This window comes from Nitrosospira briensis, from assembly GCF_900115125.1.
Classification (GTDB): Bacteria; Pseudomonadota; Gammaproteobacteria; order Burkholderiales; family Nitrosomonadaceae; genus Nitrosospira; species Nitrosospira briensis_A.
In genome coordinates this window covers 655,703-675,094 of record NZ_FOVJ01000001.1, presented here as the reverse complement: position 1 = coordinate 675,094, position 19,392 = coordinate 655,703, and the positions used below count along the sequence as shown (strand labels likewise).

10 protein-coding genes are annotated in these 19,392 nt (G+C 53.6%); 8 read left to right on the top strand and 2 right to left on the bottom strand.

The features are described 5' to 3' along the window. The first annotated feature begins 233 nt into the window (after positions 1 to 233). Complete coding sequence (locus BMZ14_RS03070) at positions 234 to 10,205, top strand: Tc toxin subunit A-related protein (RefSeq protein WP_074794490.1); 9,972 nt, start codon at positions 234 to 236, stop codon at positions 10,203 to 10,205. Positions 10,206 to 10,513: 308 nt separating this feature from the next. Next, entirely contained in the window at positions 10,514 to 11,953 is a 1,440-nt protein-coding gene (locus tag BMZ14_RS03065; RefSeq protein WP_074794487.1) for a carboxypeptidase-like regulatory domain-containing protein, read from the top strand. Between the two features lie 44 nt (positions 11,954 to 11,997). Here BMZ14_RS03065 and BMZ14_RS03060 read toward each other — a convergent pair whose 3' ends face one another. Beyond that, positions 11,998 to 13,932, bottom strand: a complete 1,935-nt coding sequence (locus tag BMZ14_RS03060; protein ID WP_143071868.1) for a galactose oxidase early set domain-containing protein — start codon at positions 13,930 to 13,932, stop codon at positions 11,998 to 12,000. A gap of 121 nt (positions 13,933 to 14,053) precedes the next feature. On the opposite strand from BMZ14_RS03060, the gene BMZ14_RS14980 reads away from it, so the two are divergent. The 4 genes from BMZ14_RS14980 to msrA all read left to right on the top strand — a co-directional run bounded on the left by BMZ14_RS14980 (position 14,054) and on the right by msrA (position 16,480). After that, a complete protein-coding gene (locus tag BMZ14_RS14980) occupies positions 14,054 to 14,218 on the top strand; it encodes a hypothetical protein (RefSeq protein WP_177186892.1) in 165 nt (54 codons plus the stop codon). A 350-nt stretch (positions 14,219 to 14,568) separates the two neighbouring features. After that, positions 14,569 to 15,096 carry a DUF1269 domain-containing protein gene (locus tag BMZ14_RS03055; RefSeq protein WP_074794482.1) on the top strand — a complete coding sequence of 176 codons (528 nt, stop codon included), beginning with the start codon at positions 14,569 to 14,571 and terminating at the stop codon, positions 15,094 to 15,096. 119 nt (positions 15,097 to 15,215) lie between these two features. Beyond that, entirely contained in the window at positions 15,216 to 15,740 is a 525-nt protein-coding gene (gene msrB, locus BMZ14_RS03050) for a peptide-methionine (R)-S-oxide reductase MsrB (RefSeq protein WP_074794479.1), read from the top strand. A gap of 44 nt (positions 15,741 to 15,784) precedes the next feature. Then, positions 15,785 to 16,480: a peptide-methionine (S)-S-oxide reductase MsrA gene (msrA, locus tag BMZ14_RS03045; protein ID WP_074794476.1), complete on the top strand. Its 696-nt coding sequence runs from the start codon at positions 15,785 to 15,787 to the stop codon at positions 16,478 to 16,480. A 97-nt stretch (positions 16,481 to 16,577) separates the two neighbouring features. Here msrA and BMZ14_RS03040 read toward each other — a convergent pair whose 3' ends face one another. Continuing rightward, the gene (locus tag BMZ14_RS03040; protein WP_074794473.1) at positions 16,578 to 17,324 is read right to left on the bottom strand and encodes a hypothetical protein; all 747 of its coding nucleotides are present in this window, start codon (positions 17,322 to 17,324) and stop codon (positions 16,578 to 16,580) included. 273 nt (positions 17,325 to 17,597) lie between these two features. Here BMZ14_RS03040 and tmk point away from each other — a divergent pair, with 273 nt between their 5' ends. Together tmk and holB are read left to right on the top strand one after the other, a co-directional pair. Beyond that, positions 17,598 to 18,233: a dTMP kinase gene (gene tmk / locus BMZ14_RS03035; protein WP_256208344.1), complete on the top strand. Its 636-nt coding sequence runs from the start codon at positions 17,598 to 17,600 to the stop codon at positions 18,231 to 18,233. Then, positions 18,230 to 19,363, top strand: coding sequence for a DNA polymerase III subunit delta' (holB, locus tag BMZ14_RS03030; RefSeq protein ID WP_074794467.1), 1,134 nt, complete (start codon positions 18,230 to 18,232; stop codon positions 19,361 to 19,363). Before tmk ends, holB begins: the two co-directional genes overlap by 4 nt. Positions 19,364 to 19,392 lie beyond the last annotated feature (29 nt).

Sequence of the window (19,392 nt, the reverse complement as noted above, 5' to 3'; positions counted from 1 at the left end):
ACCCAGCATTGAATTGAATTGATGGGTTGCGTTTCGCTCCACCCATCCTACAGCAATTTTTATCATAGACGTAATCAATGGGGTCGGAGTCGATAGAAATCAATGGGGTCAGAGTCAATTGATAGGGAAGGAAAGTGATAAGACGAGCTCGGGTCTGACGCTATGGTTTGGCCTTATATCGTTCCAGACCTCGGAGACCAGCAGTCTAGGTTAAGAATCAAAGGAGAGCTACCTTGAAAAAAATAATCTCGTTCCTGAAATCTCAGATGGAAGGCGCCGATGTCGAGGATTTGCAGGCCGCGCTCCGACGTTTTCTCAATAAGGGTTTAATTCTCAAGGAGGACCCTGAAGCTCGCCGGGAGCTATCCACCAAGCTAATCCTAGCTCAGGCCGAGCAAAAGTTTGACGAAGCGACGTCAAAGCTGGTGCGCAGATTTCAGGAAGAGCATGGCCTTGAAGTGAGCGGTGTAGTGGATGAACCCACTGCCAATGCCATGAACCGCTTGCTGGATGAACTGGGCGATTCACAGGACGGCCAGGGAGGTGAAGCGACACGCAGCGTGGGGGGCACGGTGCGCTTTTTCGATGGCTTTCCGGCCGCAGATATCATTGTTGTCGCCGTCGACCGCGATTTGCGCAATGAAGAGTTTCTGGGGCAAAGCAAGACTGACCGGCAGGGCAACTATCAGATTCAGTATTCCGAAAGTCAGTTTCGCACCGCCGAAAAAAGGAATGCCGACCTCGTCGTCAAAGCCCTTGCGCCTAGCGGCGCCGAGCTGGTGGCTTCGCCCATACTGTTTAACGCACCGCCTGCTGCCACGGTCGACCTGACCATTCCCGCCGAGGCGACGGAACTGCCGACGCTGATTGAAAGAATAGAGTGCACGCTCAAGCCTTTGCTTGGAGGCGTGACGGTGGCGGAACTGGAGGAAGACGAAAAGCATCAGGATATTAGCTTTCTTTCCGGCGAAACCGGCTTCGAAAAAAAAGACCTCGCCCGCTTCGTGTTGGCGCACAGATTGGAGCAGCAGCAACGGTTTCTTCCAGCGGAGTTCTGGTTTGCATTGCTGGGCAGCTCCATCTACGAATTCACCGAAGGTAAAAGCTTGGCGGAGCAGTTGTCCACGCTGCTGGATGCGTTGCCGTCGCTCGATGGCGCCGCTGTCAGGAGGGCGCTAGCCAGCAGTTTCAAGCAGAAGGAAATAGCCGAAGTCCCTCAGGAGAATGTGGATGCCTGGATAGACGCCTTTTTGCAATTCATCGCCGGGCGTATTTTGTCTGACGAGAAGCCGACATTTGTGAAATCGGCCCTGGCCCATGCCGGGATCACGGGCGGACCGAAGCAGCAAAAATTTGCCCGCCTGTTCAATCAATACAAGGCCTCCACACCTGAGCTACTGGATGCGCTTGAAGAAGATCCATCTTTCGAGAAATCTGAAATTGCCGATCTGCGTACCTCCTTTCAGCTCACCCAACTGACGCGGAGCGATTTTTCCGTAGTCAAGGTATTGAAAGAGGAATTCGATGTCCGGCGGCCTGAGCAGATCCGCACCCTGGCGAAAAAGAGCGAGGCTGAATGGGTGGACCTGATCAAGACGCGACACGCGGACGGAGTCATCAAGCTGCCCTTCGAGATGGGGGCGATTCCCGGAGATGAGAAATTCCCGGATGCGGAAGTCTATGGAAAAACGCTCGCACGGGAGTTCAGGCTCGCTTTTCCCACCACCGCGTTTTCAGGCGGGCTGGACCGCGCCCTGAATAATGGCGGTGCTCGTGGAATGCCTCACGCCGAGTCGCTGAGGACATTTCTTGACCGTAACCCGGAATTTGAATTGCTGAACACGCCAGTCGATGATTTTTTGAAGAACAGCGATCGACCCGGCTTACAGGCATTGGCGGACGATGAGAGTTTCCGACTGGAACTGAAAGCCGTGCAGCGCGTGTTCAAGCTCGTTCCCACTTTTGAGGGAACGGACGCGCTCCTGGCGGATGGCCTTCATTCCGCGCAGAAGGTTTATCGCATGGGCAAGAGCGAGTTCGTGCGCCGCTATGCCAGTCAGCCTGGCTTCACTCCCAATACCGCCCGCCTTGCCTGGAATCGCGCTGCCGATACCCATGCCGCCGTGCTGACAATCGTTGCCGATCTCAAGGGGCTGGAAGCCGAGAGGCTACCCCTGGCACTGAAAAACAATGACGAGGCGTTGAAAACCTTCCCCAACTGGGAGAACTTGTTCAGAACGGGCGATCTGTGCGAATGCGAGCACTGCCGCTCCGTGCTCGGCCCTGCCGCTTACTTTGCCGACTTGCTGATGTTCCTCAAGGACCGCGAAGCATCGAATCCCGCGCAGCCCGGCCAAACGGTAAAGGACGTGCTGTTCGCTCGCCGCCCCGATCTGGGCTTCATTGAACTCAATTGCGCCAACGCGTTGACAACCTTTCCTTACATAGACGTGGTGTGCGAAGTGCTGGAAGACGCGATAGATGCAGAAGGCGAAAACGACCTGGAGATGGTCGGTTTCACCGCCATTCCTGCCGATCCTGCCGCCGCGAAAGCGGCCGTTGCCCAAGCCTTTGAAGACGCGTTTCTCGATCCAATTAATGAGGATAAAGAAAAGATAGCCCTGGGCGCTGATTTTTCACTCTCGCAGGTTAACCCCACAATTCCAGACCGGTGGGTGGTGCATGGCGACGACGTGACTTATCTGTTGAAGAAAAAAGGGACGGCAAATTTTTTCGCGGAAATCCTCCGCAACACGAAAGCCACCGCTGCCGAGCTGCGGGCTTATCCGCAGTACGTGAATCCCAAAGCTTATGGGAAATTAAGTACAGCCAAGTATCCATCAAGCCTGCCGTTTGACCTGTTCGCCGAGGAGGTGAGGGCGGGATTTCAAAAATCCGGGCTCCAGCGCTGGGATTTGATGCGCACCCTGAGAAGTTCGGCCTCGCCCAACGATCCTTCCGAAGGCGATATCGCTGCCGAGTATTTTGGTATCAGCACGGACCCGGACGCTGATTTCGATGAAAGACGGCTCATATTGGTAGCTGACCCTACAGTAGACGGGCAGCAGGCGGTTTGGGGAGAGAAAGAAGCGAACTGGCTTGAGATAGTCGGAAACGTCAAGAATTTTCTCGACAAAACGGGACTGGAGTACAACGATCTGCTTGCCTTGCTGGATTTGAAATTCATCAATCCCGCGGGCGATATCGTTGTTCATCACCGTGACCCCTCATGCGACGCTGAACAGAAAGCGGTTCAAGCGCTCGATGCGCCAATGCTCGATCGCATCCACCGCTTCCTGCGGCTTTGGAGAAAGCTCAAGGGCTGGAAGATGTGGGAGCTCGATCTTCTCATCCGGCAGCCCGGTGTCGGCAATCAGCCTGCCGACGGGGAGTGGCTGCTGAACGATGCTTTTTTGATCAATCTGTTCTACTTCAACCGATTAAAAAACCGCTTCGGCGCCAAAGCCACTGTGGAGCAGGTGTGCGCCTTGTTTGGCAACCTGAATACCCGGACTCAATTCACGAAAGCGTACGAGAAGAGAAGCGATGGGCTTTACCAGAGCCTGTTCCTGAACAAACGGCTCATCAACCCCCTCGACCCGGCGTTTGAACTTGAGCCCAACGGCGATCTGCCCGGTGGGGAGAATATCACTGCACACCATCCGGTTGTGTTGGCCGCGCTGGGGATTCGCGAAGCCGATCTGGTTCTGCTCAAGAAACTGACCAAGGCAGACGGTACGAACTATATCACCGATGATCTGAAACTGAGCAATCTTTCATTTCTCTGGCGTCATGCCTGGCTGTCGAGGTTACTCGGGTATAACGCGGAAGATTGGAAGGTTTTGTTGAAAATTATTCAACAGGACGTTTTGTATTTCGCGGACCCGAAAATGGCGTTGGAGTTCGTGGAAAAGATCGACCACGTAAAAAATACCGGGTTTTCTCCGGACGAGCTCAACTGGTTGCTTGCTGCGGACCGCGACGCAAGAGCGGCGATCAAAGAAGCGGATGCGAGAAAGTTCCTCGCCAGCCTCCGCAAGCAGTTGCAGGCTATCCGGACAGAATATGACGCCGCCCAATACGATTTCCTGTCCAATCCCACTGATGAGGAACGACTGACCGCCTTGCTGGTCAGCCTGCTTCAACAACTCGGCCGGAATGAAGCAGAGGCGGAAGCCTTCCTGAATGTCGTAAGAAAAGGTACGCCTGTCGCGGGAACTCCGGCGGAAATGCGGGTCAAGTTCTACGAGGCAAAATTTTCAGAATCACTGGCCAGGCTGCCCGAAGTGATAGATTTTGCCGCGCAACTGCCTGCCGAGCTTGCCGCTAAAATCGCCTATGATTCGGAACAACGCTTGCTGCGCTTCACCGGCATCATGAGCAGTGATGAGCAGGCCGCGCTCCTTGCGTTATCGAACGAGACAGCTTATACGACGGCGGTGAATAAGCTGGCAGCTCAGCCCCAGGGTGCCAATCCACCGGACCCGCGCGTGTGGCTGACGGACGTTGACATCGACGCTACCCGACCCGGAAATGACACTTTTGCAAGGCGTCTGGCAAATGCGGCGATCAAGGCCCTGGATTATCTGTCCACAACAGCGGTGGAAAAGGCGGCGGTACAGTTGACCAGCGCACAGCTGGGCCTGACCGAGGCGCTGACTTACCGCCTGCTGACACACTACCCCCGCCTGCCTGAAACCCTGCTGGCGCGCGTGACGGCCGAATTTACCATCGATGAATCCACCCTCAATGGCTGGTATTGGGCGAACCGGGTTGCGACTATCTGGAAGAAATGGAAAATCACCCTGGCTGAATGGGAGATGATCATCGCTCTGACAGACGGCGCGAAACTGCTTGAGTTCATGACTCTGCCGCTGGATAAACCTGGACCTCCTCCCGATCCTGACCCCCTTCCCGATCTTGACCGCATCCTGCGAACGAGCCGCCTGATGCGCCTCCGCGACAGTCTTCCGGAAAAGCAAATCAGTCTGCTGGAAGTGCTGGAAAAATTGAATGCGGGCGAATACGCCGATAAGGCGGCCTTTGCCGCAGACGTGGAGCGGTTGTACGAGAACTGGCCAGCCGCTGATGTGGAAGCACTGACCACCTCGCTCGATCTGGTCTACCCTGCGGAGTTCCTGCTTGCGGAAAACTGGGAGCGTTTGCGGCGAGTGTTTTATTTCCTCGGCAACCTGAACGCCAGCGCTGGCACAGCCCAAAGCTTTGCGGCGGCCACCATGGCTTCGGATCATGCAAAAACGCTGAATAAACTGTTGCACTCCAAGCTGGGCGCCGAGACGTGGCTGATATTGAGTGCCGAAATACAGGATGTATTGCGCGAGCGCAAGCGCGACGCCCTTGCCGCCTGGCTGCTGACCCAAACCCCGCCGGCGGACGCGCCGAGCGAAAAGCGGGAAAACATGAACGACCTGTATGCCTACTATCTGCTCGATATCGAAATGTCTTCCTGCCTGTTGACGAGCCGGCTGGCCCAGGCATCGGGCTCGGTGCAGTTGTTCGTGCAGCGCTGCTTCATGGGCCTGGAATCCAACGTTAACGTGAAGGCAGAGGGCGACGACGGCGACAGCCCGTGGCGCTGGTGGACATGGATGCGCAAATATCGCGTATGGGAGGCGAACCGCAAGGTGTTCCTATGGCCGGAAAACTGGATCGAGCCGGAATTGAAAAAAGACCGGTCGTCCTTTTTCAAGGATATGGAAAACGAATTGCTGCAGAATGAAATCAGTCAGCATACCGTTGAGACCGCGTTCCTGAACTACCTGGAAAAATTGAACGGCGTGGCGCAACTTGAAATCGCCGGTTTCTACCAGGAGGACGATGGCGCCGATACTGTCATTCATGTGTTCGGGCGCAATTCGGGAGCGGAGCCTCACCTTTATTACTACCGCCGCTACGATTATCGGCAGTGGACGCCTTGGGAGAAGGTGGATCTGGACATTCAGGGAGATTTTCTTATTCCGGCAGTGATAAACAAGCGTTTGTTTCTGTTTTGGCCGGTATTCACGGAAGTGCCGGATGAAGGAAGAAACGCGACCGTAGACGTACCTTCCGGGGGTGAAAAAAACGTCCCACTGCCATTGGTATACAAGCGCCTCCGAGGGCAAATGGTGTCTAGTGAATGCTGGCAGGGGAAATGGATGTCAAAACGCACATCAAAAGATTATTTTCAAAGAGAGGCCTATTACCTAAGTCGTCAGGACTTGGAGAAGGAAGGCCTTTTCTTGTTTATAGACAGGAGTGATAGGGATGGCCGCGTTGGAATAGAGTACCAAGCGCTTTCTCACGCTACCTATACGCACCGAGCGGCTTTCGAAATTTTCGGGTGTGAAGGAGTACCTGAATCCGCGCGCTCTTTAGGAGATTTCAGGACGGCGCTTCAGCCCGAAGTGCCAGCTGCTGGCTGGGCGACCATCTACGCGAAATGGAAAGAATTGGAGCTTCGGTGGGATGACGAGAACGATTTCACGCTACATAACAATTTTGCTACCCAATCTAACACCGGTTCAGATACCCAAATTCTATTGGAGACGCCAGGAATTTTCAAAATGTCTCCGGGTTGGCATTTATCGTATTTCGATCGAATGCTGCTGGTGAGTGAACCACTAAATGGTCCTTTTCCACTTCCTGCTCCCCTTCCTACGCCTGTAGGAGTATGGTTGCCCTATTTTTATAACGACGAGAAACGGACCTTCTTCGTGCTGCCCTTGCTCGACATCATACTAGACCTTCCCGGCACGCCCGGCGATGTGAGGCTGTATTACCCGGAACTCAAGAGTGGATACCGGGCCTTAGAGGCTCACTACGAGAGCCAGGTGGAAACGTGGCTGGATAACCTTGACCCTTCGAGTTGGTCTCCCAGCGAACGGCAATATTGGGAGCAGTATTTGCATCAGTACTTTCCGGAGGAGTCGCCGCCTTACGAAGCCGATCAGATCAAGAATCTATTCGAGCGCTTGTACATGCGAGGCGTACGCTATGAAATAGGCATGCAAGCATCAGCGCTGTTTCAATCCCGCTCACGCCTGTTCCACTTCAAAAATTTTTATCACCCCTTCGTTTGCGAGTTCGCAAACCTGGTTTCTAACCCGAGCAAAGGTATTCCTGCCCTGATGAGCCGTGAGACCCAATTGAAAAACACGGGTTTTAAGTTCTTCAATAGCTATCGGCCACAAATTTCGGTATTGGAGTACATCAACGATCCGAACAACCCCCAATCTAATCCACACTCGAAATACTATCCACAAGAAATGGTCGATTTTTCTTCGGATGGCGCCTATTCGTCCTACAACTGGGAATTGTTCTTCCACGCACCCTTGCTCGTTGCCAATTCATTGAGCAAAAACCAGCGTTTCGAAGAGGCACGCGATTGGTACCACCTCATATTTAATCCGCTAGGAGTGGAAAGCTCCATGCCGGGCGGCTCCGAGATGAGCAAGTACTGGATTACGAAACCATTCTTTGAGACGACGGACCCGGAATATATCCAGCAGCGCATCGACCATATCTTGCGCATGCTTGCCGGCGATACGAGCCTGCCGGACTATTCCGCCGAAGCAAAGAAGGAATTGGAAGACCAGGTGCTGGATTGGCGTCGGAACCCGTTCGAGCCGCATCGCATTGCCAACTACCGGACGGTGGTCTATCAGAAGACGGTGGTTATGAAGTACCTGGATAACCTCATTACCTGGGGTGACAACCTTTTCCGCCAGGACAGTATGGAGAGCATCAACGAGGCAACTCAACTATATATTCTCGCGGCTGAAATTCTGGGCCCCCGCCCCAGGAAAATTCCACCCCAGGCAAAGCCTCCACTGGAAAGTTTCAACGAATTGGAAACCGAGTTCGACAAGTTCTCGAACGCGATGGTGGAAGTGGAGAACCTCGTCCCCGTGCTGCCCGGTGACGAATCGGACGGCGGAGACCCGGCTCCGCTGCCGATGCTTTACTTCTGCATACCGCAGAACGACAAGATGCTGGGCTATTGGGACACCGTTGCCGATCGGCTATACAAGATTCGCCACTGCATGAATATCGAGGGTGTGGTGCGCCAACTGGCGCTCTTCGAGCCGCCGATCGATCCGCGTGCACTGGTGAAAGCGGTGGCGGGTGGCGTGGATATCGGCAGCGCTTTGGCTGACCTGAATGCTCCTCTATCCCTTTACCGTTTCAATCTCCTGCTGCAAAAAGCCAATGAAGTATGTAATGACGTGAAAGCCCTCGGTGGCGCCTTGCTCGCCGCGCTGGAAAAGAAAGATGCCGAGGCGCTGGGGTTATTGCGCCAGGAACTGGAAATCAGGGTGCTGGAAGCGGTTAAAGCCGTGCGGGAAAGGCAGATTGAGGAGGCGAAAGAAAATCTGGCAGGAGTGATGCGTTCCAAAGCAATCGTAGAGGAGAGAAGAAACTATTACCGAGATATTGAGAAGGTCAATGCTTGGGAAGAATTATCCATGATCACGCACGGGCTTGGAATTCTCTCTGAATTGATCGCTACTACATTGAATGCGACAGCAGGTACCGCACATTTGGTACCTGAGATTACTATCGGTGTTTCTGGCGCTGGAGGATCACCCGTTACAACAGTAAAGTACGGCGGAGGAAACGTAGGTGAATCTGCATTTAATTGGGCCGCTTTTTTTAGCGGACTCGGTGGAACGTTGCACTCGGGAGCAAATCTTATGGCAACCCAGGCGGGCAACGAGCGCCGTTGGGAGGAATGGAAATTTCAGGAACGTTTAGCAGAAAAGGAGCTTGCTCAAGTTGATAAGCAAATCACCGCTGCCGAACTCCGAGTTTCCATGGCGGAAAAAGAACTCGAAAATCACATCCTCCAGATAGAGAACGCCAAGGCTACGGATGCCTTCATGCGTTCGAAGTACACGAACCAGGAGCTGTATCAATGGCAGGTGGGGGAGATTTCCGGCGTATATTTCCAGAGCTACCGGCTGGCGTACGACCTGGCGAAACAGGCGGAGCGGTGCTTCCGCTTCGAACTGGGCTTGCAGGACAGCAGCTACATCAGTTTCGGCTACTGGGACAGCCTTAAGAAAGGATTGCTGGCGGGCGAAAAGCTTCAATATGACCTGCGCCGACTCGAAACTACTTACCTGGAGCAGAACCGGCGCGAATTTGAACTGACGAAGCATGTTTCCCTGGTGCTGCACGAGCCGCGGGCAATGGTTCAGTTGCGGGAAACGGGGCGCTGCCTCTTTGATCTGCCTGAAGAAATCTTAGACCTCGACTACCCCGGCCACTACTTCCGCCGCATCAAGTCCGTGAGCATCACCCTGCCTTGCGTAGTCGGTCCTTATACGGCGATTTCCTGCACCTTGCGTTTGCTGAGAAACAGCATTCGAATTAATACAAATATCGGTGATGGTGGTTACCCTCGAAACAGGGATGAGCAGGGCGGGCTGGCGGATGATGAGCGCTTTATCGAGAACAATATTCCCTTTAAAGCCATTGCTGCCAGTAATGCCCAAAACGATAGCGGCGTGTTCGAGTTGAGTTTCCGCGACGAGCGTTACTTGCCGTTCGAGGGTGGGGGCGTTATCAGTAGATGGTCGCTGGAACTGTTCAACGACTCGAACCCAGATTCAGCGGACTTCGGCAGACCGCTGCGCCAATTTGATTACGGCACGATTTCGGATGCCATCCTGCACATCAAATATACCGCCCGGGAAGATGCCGGACCTTTCAAGAATGCTGCGGTCAGGCATCTTCGGGACTATTTCCAGGTTGATCAAACAACGCCGTCTTTGCGAATGTTTGACCTGCGCCAGGAGTTTCCCACTCAATGGCACCGCTTCCTCCATCCTGTTGATGCGGCCAATGGGAATATCTTCGAACTGGAAATGTCGCCGGAACGCTTCCGTATCCTTGATCAGGGAAAAACGCTTGCGGTCAACACGATATTGGTGCTGGCACGCTGCACCAAGGATGGAAACTATACGGTTTTCCTGACACCTCCTTTGCCGGAGACCGAGACCCTGACACTAACTCCAGTGGCAGATTATGGCGGGTTGCATTTCAGCCAAAAGGATGTCGCAATCGAGATGGCGCCGGCGGCTCCGCCTGTTACCTGGCTATTGAAAATGACCAATCCCGCCGGTGAAAATCTGGAGGTAGACCCGGCGGAGGTGGAAGACTTATTGTTGATCGTCGGCTACACGTGGAACGGGCCATAGCGACGGGTTTTTTATATGCCCATTTTACGGAACGCTAATTAACACACGATCTGTCTCAGGCGCTTTCACTAGCGGGAAGTTATGCGTAGATTAAGCTGTCTTCCCCCTTGTTTCTCTGTTTGTGCCACGCGTCCTGTTACGGCCGCAATGAAGTGGCTACAAGATCAAACCGATTTATATCAGGTCCCTGGGCAAAAAAAATCAGCTGGCTGCTGCGCTATAATTGCTGATGGGCTACACTTGAATAGGGCAATTACCTGATGGGAAAGAACTTGCGATTTATCTGGACAATAAAAAGGAAAACGTAGATGCGAGCTACCATTCAGTTTAGTCATCCGGACAAAAAATTCGCTATTCTCCAAAAACTGCTGACTGTCGTCAAAGGTATCAAACACCTGCGCCAGCACATTCTTGCCCGCGGCATATTGCTGGAAAGGTTGAGCGCAAGCGAAATCGAAAAATTGAAAGAAACCCTGGCAGGGTCGAATAATTTCAAATGTGTAATCGCGGGCAACTCCGCGCGTGTCATCATTATTGGTGGAGAACTGCGCGCCCTGTCCGGGCTTGTCCTACCTATTCCTCGCCAGAGCGATTTCGCCCGTATCTTCTGGGAACGGGGCTTTACCCTTGAAGAAGTTTCATCAGATCAGGCCGAAAGCCTCAGGGATCAGCTCGATACCATCGCTGCCGTGACGGTAAGCCCCGATATCGCTCAAATTCGCATTTACACGGTTAGCGGGCAAGTCTGTCAGGATGATGGCGCCCCTCTCACCGCTCGCGGCTTTACGGTTCGTGCCTTCGATTCTCTTCCCGCCCGGGGTCTTTTGCCCTGTGGTAGCGCGGCTGCGCTCCAGCCTGACGGGTCTTATCGAGTTGACTACGCCTGGCGATCAAACGGACGGACAGGACCTGATCTGGTTGTTCGCGTGTTTGATGCAGAACGTAGCGTTGTGGCTGAATCCAGGAAGCCGTCAGCCGCCATTCAGGAATTCCTCGACATTACGGTCGAAGCGTTATGCATTGTCCGGGGCAGAACTCGTTACCCCGATGGCGCACCACTTCCGAACGTTATCGTACGCGCCTTCGACCGGGATTTGCGATCGGAAATATTGCTCGGGCAAACCGTTACGGATGCGGATGGATTTTATGAAATTCCGTATAACACCGGACAGTTCTCGACGAAAAAAGCAAGAGCCGATCTCATTATCCGCGTTTTCGAACCTGATAGTGGAATGGAAGGGCAGGGCGCAGAGGGCGGGGCAGACGGAGGAGAGGAAATTGCCGTTTCGGATATTGTATTCAATGCCCCGTTGCAGCAGGCGATCGATCTGGAAATAACTTCAAGCAAATTTCTTGGCCCATCCGAATATGAGCGCCATATGGACGAGCTGAAGCCGCTCATTGGAAATGAACCCGCTCAAGAATTGACTGATGACGATTTGAATTTCCTTAACGGCAAAACAAGCATTTCTTTTGAACAACTCCACTACGTGCGACTGGACACGCAGTGGTCATTTCAGTACGAACTGGAACCCGCGGTGGCCTATGGTTTCTTTCGTCAAGGACTTCCAACCGAGCTTGACCATTTGCTCACCGAGAAGCCCTCGCGTCTGCGAAATGCACTGGAGGCGTCACTGGCGCAAAATATTATCCCGGCTGTAATTGCTGGGCAAATTGATCAGAGCATCGATCAACTCCTATCCCTGGCCGATTCGCGGGTCGTTGAACTGGACAGGAAGGCCAGATAGAATTCCGGGATGAAGGGAAATGGTGAAATCAGGGAACCCGGCGTTCAGGCAAGCAGCAGGAAACTGGCTTGCTCACAGGGACGCCCCTGCTGATCGACAATCCACAACATATAGGGTCCTGGCGGCGCGATGTCGCCGCCCGGTGGCGCCACTGCCTGAAGCACGCCAGGTGCAACCAATTCGAACTCCATCCCGATATAACGCTGGTCTCCATCCCACGCGTGCGTTACGGAACCACAGCGCATCAACGCAGTCCGCGCGATCTTGCTCGCCTGTGGCGAGATTACCTGAAAACTCTCGCCGTAACCCAACGCTGAGGGTGAACCGGTGATTCTCGGTCGATCCGGATCGCCATCGTACCAGGGTGAGTACATTTCCAGGCGATACTCTTTGACATCATCGCCGCCGCTGCTGCCGTTGATGTTGGAACCTGCCGTCAGGACAAGGCCGTTTGGCAGCAATAGTGCTACCGAATGATAGTTGCGGGCGACGGAGGCGGGTGGTGTGGTTGTCCAGGTCTCATCGGCAAAATTGTAGGTATTGGTTTTCCAATCGATACCCGGACTATAGATCTCTCCCTCAAGCACAGCGGAATTATCAGGACTGCCGCCCTCTGTCTGATCATGATCGAGTCCACCCGTGAAGAATACCTCTCCCGTCGGCAGCAGAACGCTGCAACCATGTCGCCGGAGAGGTGGATCGGCGGGCCAGTCGCGAACACTCGCGGGCTCCCAGTTTGGCGGATTCTCCGGATCGATCATTCTATCTATGCCGCCGAGCGAAATTCTCTGTGCGCTCTCGTAACCGAGAAACAACACGTGCGCGGTATAACCATCACCCGGGAGGAGGGGCAGCAAGACAGCAGTATGGTTGGTCTCTGCGTAGCCCCGGCCGTCGTGCGGCGGAGAATCAAGCAGTAGCGGAGCGATCAAGCCGGTTGCCGGATTGTACCACCCGCAATTTCCATCGTTGGGTGAGGCAAGAAATACCTCGCCTCCGGGCACCACAAACAGCCGGGGATAGTATAGATAGTTGGATACGCCCTCGGGCCGGACCTGCCCTTCGGGCAACTCGACCTGGGGCGGAACATCGACCCAATCTACGTATAACCAATGGCCGGCAGTGTATGTCCAGGCGTTGGTGGCGGCATCGTATATCTCCGGTAGCCAGGACCCATGCCGGCCGTCATTGACCGCCGGGTCCCCAGGATCTACACGGGGATGACCACCAACTGCCAGTATACGGCCATCCGCCAGTGTAATTAATGTCGGGTACCAGCGGCCGCCGCCGCGGGTGGCCTGGCCTGGCTCGGGTAACATAGGGGCCACGCTGCTCCATTGCTCATCAGCGGGCTCGTAGGCGGCGCATTCACGCGTTCCGCTCCAATGATTGCGGGGATTCCCATGAATATCGATATGTTCATCTTCTAAGCCAGGGTCGTTCCATTCCTCCGTGCCACCTCCCACCAGCCAGCGGCCGTCCGGCAAAAAGGCATGGCCGCAACAAAATGTATCTGCTTCAGGCGAACCGACATCGCGTACTTCGTTAATAATGAAGTCATAAAACCGCGTGTTATGGATATCGCCGCCATCCGCGTTGGATTTATCGTGCTCATCCCCACCCATCAGCAGGACTCGGCCCGGTCCAACCGGGACCAGCGCGGCGTGTACCGCAAGAACTTCGGCATCTTCAAGTGCAAGTTCCCAAGGGTTGCGTTCGATAACTGGCAAGGAATCCAGGTTGTTGCCGGGAAGGGAATCAGGGCTGGTCCGCAGGTAATTTCCCTGCGGGTCGTTAACCACAATGATTCGACGCAAACCGTTGTTCTGGCCGAAAACAAAATACTCATGCCGGTGCAAAAGAATGTCGGAAATGGCCCACTCTTTTCTGCGTTGAGTCCACGCCTCCTCAGGATTGCAAAGGGCGAGGGTGTCTCCGTTCTGATTACGGATGACGTGAGTTACAATTCTTTGCGCCATGAAATCCTTTGGTGCCTTCAAGGAAGCCGAGCTTCCCAATCAAAAATGACTAGGTTCCCTGGCATTTTGCCGGCTCGGGTCTATATTAATATTATCTTGTTCGCGAAGAATTTCCACATACATGATTAGAAATCCTCGGACCAGGCGGTTTTTATCTGTCGTGCTGCTCATACTGGGGGGCATACTGATGTTTTTTGCGCCAGAAAATATCTGGATCGGCGCAGTTCTTTTCGCCCTCGGTCTGGGTCTGGAAATAGCGGGGTTGGTACTCGGACATCGTAAATGAAGAAATTCGGTGCAGGCCGCGGTGCTCCGCCGAGTTATTCCGGTTAGTAGACTGAAGCCGGTAATGCATCGGCACTCCTGAGTTGAGCCTCGATCAGCAGGGCCTAAAAAAACCCGAAGACGGGCAAACCGGCTTCGGGTTTCAAGTTTCCACTTACAAAGGAGGGTATCACTTATACAACGTGTATTATGATATAACCATTATTGATAAAGTCAAGCACAAGTTTCGTCCCGCTCGGAAATCAACCTTTAACCTTGGTCATCCGCAACCCCTGCCATAAGTTATGCTGCCCGGCATTTCCGGCACTTATTATCCCTGCCACGCATCGCAGCTTTTGAAAGGAGAGCAACATGTCTGATCTGGTGGTAATTGGTTTTGAAAATACCTTGAAAGCCGACGAGGTCTTGTGGAGGCTTAAAGCCCTGAAGAGGCAGCAGTTGATAGATCTTGAGGACGCGGTTGTTGTAGTCCGTGACGAGTCAGGCGAGGTGCACCTCAAGCAAAGCATCGATCTTACCGCTCTTGACGCGTCTACCGGCTTGCTTTCCGGGGGTCTCCTGGGTGCCTTCGTTGGGCTGCTGTTCTTGAATCCAACTGCGGGATTCTTGATAGGAAGTATTTTTGGCGCCAGTGCGGGAGCGCTTTCGGGCTCCCTTGGCGACTATGGTATCCCCGACGACTTCATCAAGTCACTAAGCGAAACGGTTCCGCCAAACTCATCGGCCCTTTTCGTACTCGCGCGGAAGGCGGAACCGGAAAAGGTTTTGGCCGAACTTTCCGATGTTAAAGGCAAGGTACTGCGAACAAACCTGTCGCCGGATCAGGAGAAAAGATTACGGGAAGCGCTCGCGGGGTATGTATCGCGGCCGCAGCAATAAGGCCGTAACCGGTCGTGTCACTGACAGTGCCACCTGCCGAAAAAGGGGCACAAAACACCGCGGAGAAACCATAACGGCCGCGTATGGTCAAAGTTTCTGGAAACGCAAGGAGATCCCCTATGAAACGACGCGCCATACTGCAAGGTCTCGCCACGCTGCCAGTGCTGCCCTTGATTTCGGCGTGCTCCGGCAACAAAACAGCCGCAAACACGCCGGCCGCGGTAACGGTACAACCTTTGAACAAGCCGCATGAAGAATGGCGAGGCCTGGTTTCACCCTCCGCGTATAAGGTGTTGTTCGAAGAAGATACGGAACCTCCGCGCAGCAGTGCCTTGAATTACGAAGATCGGGATGGGATCTTCATTTGCGCGGCATGCTATTTGCCACTGTTCGATAGCGCGCACAAATATGAAAGCGGTACCGGATGGCCAAGTTTCACGCAACCTATAGCAGGGCATATGCAAACAAAGCGTGACTTCAGGATGATCATGCCGCGCACCGAGTACCACTGCGCACGCTGTGAAGGTCATCAGGGCCACGTATTCAATGACGGTCCCCCTCCGAGAGGAGAGCGCTGGTGCAACAACGGCCTGGCACTCCGGTTCGTGGCGAAGGGTGAAAAACTACCGGCGCTAAGAGGTTGATCAGCTTCGAGATACCATTGTCGAGGTCATCCATATTTCGTGACATGGCTTCCACTTATCATATTCACCGGGTAATTGATGGCTTGCTGCTGGGCATTGCGCTGGTTACCCTGGCGGCGTGCGAACAGCCTGCCGCGCGCAGTAAATCGATAGGCGACTCATCCGCTGCTTCATCCGCGAACTCGCCCGCAGGCCCAACCGGCGAGTCTTCCATGGTGGGCATCGCCACCTTTGCCGGTGGCTGCTTTTGGTGCACGGAAGCCGATTTCGACAAGGTCCCGGGGGTAATTTCCACTACATCCGGATATATTGGCGGCACCAAGGCCAATCCGACCTACCGGGAGGTCTCTTCCGGCAAAACTGGTCATATTGAAGCGGTGCAAGTGCGTTTCGATCCTAAAAAGACCAGCTTCGCCAAGCTGCTGGTTGCGTTTTGGCCGACGATAGATCCGCTTGCCTCCAACGGTCAATTCTGCGATAACGGCTCGCAATACCGCAGTGCAATTTTTTATGAAGATAGTGATCAGCGCATGCAGGCGGAAGCATCCAAGGCAGAGCTTGCCGCCTCGGGCCGTTTTACGGAGTCGATCGCGACCGAGATTTTACCCGCTACCGAGTTTTATCCCGCTGAGGAATACCATCAGGACTACTACATCAAGAATCCGATCCGCTATTCATATTATCGTAGCAACTGCGGCCGCGATGCACGCCTGGCCGAGATCTGGGGGATTTCACGATAATCTGGCGGTCTGTATTCATTCCGTAATTGCTCTGCCCGTCATCGTTTTGGCGTTGGGCGGGGCTCGACTTGCTCCTGGTATCCCGCAGCCCAAGGTGCTATCGGACGATATTCAAACTTGGACCCGCATCTGATCCCGACGTTGTGGCGGGAGGCCGGGTTCCGTCCCGCCTGGCCCTCAGTTCTTCAGTATCCATATCCATAACCCGTGGATCTTTAATTGCTGAATCGTCGTTCACCTTCGGTTCCTGGTTTTTGGGTTCTCCGGCCTTTGCATTCCTTCTCTTCGATTCCTTTCCCTTCGAGTCTTTTAAGCTGGAGTCTTTGGTTTTTGCCTGTTTCACTTTCTCGCCTTTGATCTCTTTGCCCGTGTCTTCCCGCTTCCTTGAATCTTTGATAGCGTCGTGCTTAACCTTCAGGTTATTGTTCAGTGCGGCGTAATTGCGATATTCGTTCTGCATCTGAGCATACAGTTGGGAATATTGAGTACTGTAGGAAGCGCGCATATTTTCCAGCTGACGTAATCTGGTTTCCAGCAAGCGCCGATTATGGGAACTATCCTTGGCTTCAACGGTTTTGGCGGCCAGCGAAACATCTTGAACGTTTTGATTCAATTGCTTGAACAACTGGGCCATATTGTTGGCAGCCGTACTATAGCGTCGATGATGCACCTCCATTTTCTCGAAGTCCGTCAACGGTTCACCCATAGGATGCGAAGCTGGCTCGGACATATCTGCTGTGGCCTCTTCCATTTGTTCTGCAAAAACAGGGGGTAAGCACAGTCCGAATACCAGGGCAATCAAGGCAGTGTACCGGGCCACTAAGCTTCCAATATCCCAAATCATGGATAAACTCCTGATGTAATTATGTTTAAGCGCCTTTTCCGACGGTTTATCAGTCTTTTCATGACGCTACGGTTCCTCGACCAGTATACCCGATTGCGGGATTCCACTTTGGGGCGAGCCGGTTTGTTTTTTTCGGCTCAAATTCAAAAACATCAATATCAGACGATACTATTGTCGCTTTAGGCTAAACTTCATATTGTCCTGATGAGTAGCGTCCTTCTGATCAGCAGCAGCCCCATCAGCCTCAAGGGGCGAACCTAAAAAACTTCACGATTGACAACTTTGAAAACGAGCAAGGGCAGGTTCATCACGCTGGAAGGCATAGACGGCGCGGGCAAAAGTACTCACCTCAGCTGGGTCCAGAGCATCTTGGAGGATAGAGGCAAAAACGTTATCGTGACGCGCGAACCGGGGGGCACGCGACTGGGCGAGGCGCTGCGCGAACTCCTGCTTGATAATAGCCTGGCAATACACGCGGAAACAGAGGCGTTACTCATGTTTGCCGCACGGCGGGAACATCTGGATAAAGTTATTTTGCCGGCGCTCGATCGCGGCGATTGGGTAATTTCAGACCGTTTCACCGATGCCAGCTTTGCCTATCAGGGCGGTGGACGGGGACTGGCAACGCAGAAACTCGAAGAGCTCGAATATTGGGTGCATGGAAACTTCCAGCCCGATCTAACGCTTTATTTCGATGTAACGGTCGAATTGGGCAGGCAGCGAATAAGCGCCATCAAACCAGCAGACCGGTTCGAAAAAGAACAGGACGAGTTTTTCGAAAGAGTGCGAGACGCATATCTGGAAAGGGCTTATAAGTTTCCGGATCGGGTAAAGGTAATAGACGCCAGCCAACCCCTGGCATCAGTCAAGAATTTAGTTGAAGTAGTTGTCGCAAGATATTGCATATGATAACTATTTATCCCTGGCAAAAAGAAGTTTGGCGAAAACTGGCCCTTGACACCCGAAGGAATGCTCGAGGAGAAAGCACATCGTCTGCTCACGCCTTGCTGCTGCGGGGCAGGAAGGGCCTTGGCAAGCTGGCGTTTGGAGTTTTTTTCGCTAAATCCAGGCTGTGCGAAAACATTTCTGATGAAAGCGACGCGTGTGGAATCTGCTCAAGCTGCCGGTGGTTCGAACAAGGCAGCCACCCGGATTTTCGTTTGATCGAGCCTCTGGCGTTATCGAACCCTTCAACAATATCTGGATCCGAGCGCAATGGAAGCGATAGTGATGCCGACACCGAGCCAGCTGCGATGGCAGAGGTCACAGATGCCGTGGCGGAGTCTGGCAGTGCAAAATCGAGGAAAAAGCCGAGCAAACAGATCAGTGTCGCCCAGATACGCGAGCTTGCTGATTTCATCAATGTATCCAGCCATCAGAATGGTTATAAAATCATCCTGATTCATCCGGCGGAAGCCATGAATCCCGCCGCCGCCAATGCCCTGCTTAAGAATCTGGAAGAGCCACCTCTTAAGGTTCTGTTCATACTTGTTACCCACCAGGCCCAGCATTTGCTGCCAACGATACGCAGCCGCTGCCGGCAGATAGCCATGCCTGCGCCTGACCCCGCTATTGCCACCGCCTGGCTCAAGCAGCAGGGCGTCAAAGAGCCTGAAGTTTGCCTGGCTTCGGCCGGATACGCTCCATTGGCCGCAATGGAATTCAACGACGACAATTATCTTGAACGGCACGGCGCCTTCATCCGGCAAATCAGCTCACCGGGAAATTTCAATCCCATTGCATTGGCGGAGGAAATGCAGAAATCAGACTTGCCCACTGTCGTCAACTGGTTGCAAAAGTGGTGCTATGATTTAATGAGTTTCCGGATGACCGGAAAAATCCGCTATCATCCGGCTATGCTTGCCGCCATCGAACCACTGGCATATAAAATTGCACCTAGACCACTGGCGGCCTATCTGCGTACACTGGGCGAAACACAACAGCTGGCAAGCCATCCGTTCAACCCCCGGTTGTTCCTGGAAGAATTACTGTTTTCTTACCTCAGGGCACTATCTCTGCCACCTCGCCATCGCGAGTAGATGAATTGATTGAGGAATATTAATTGCGA

Excerpts from the sequence above, each read along its gene's own strand:
- holB (WP_074794467.1), top strand. The coding sequence starts at position 18,230 with ATGATAACTATTTATCCCTGGCAAAAAGAAGTTTGGCGAAAACTGGCC.
- msrA (WP_074794476.1), top strand. The coding sequence starts at position 15,785 with ATGGCTTCCACTTATCATATTCACCGGGTAATTGATGGCTTGCTGCTG.
- BMZ14_RS03055 (WP_074794482.1), top strand. The coding sequence starts at position 14,569 with ATGTCTGATCTGGTGGTAATTGGTTTTGAAAATACCTTGAAAGCCGAC.
- BMZ14_RS03060 (WP_143071868.1), bottom strand. The coding sequence starts at position 13,932 with ATGGCGCAAAGAATTGTAACTCACGTCATCCGTAATCAGAACGGAGAC.
- BMZ14_RS03040 (WP_074794473.1), bottom strand. The coding sequence starts at position 17,324 with ATGATTTGGGATATTGGAAGCTTAGTGGCCCGGTACACTGCCTTGATT.
- BMZ14_RS14980 (WP_177186892.1), top strand. The coding sequence starts at position 14,054 with ATGATTAGAAATCCTCGGACCAGGCGGTTTTTATCTGTCGTGCTGCTC.
- msrB (WP_074794479.1), top strand. The coding sequence starts at position 15,216 with ATGAAACGACGCGCCATACTGCAAGGTCTCGCCACGCTGCCAGTGCTG.
- BMZ14_RS03065 (WP_074794487.1), top strand. The coding sequence starts at position 10,514 with ATGCGAGCTACCATTCAGTTTAGTCATCCGGACAAAAAATTCGCTATT.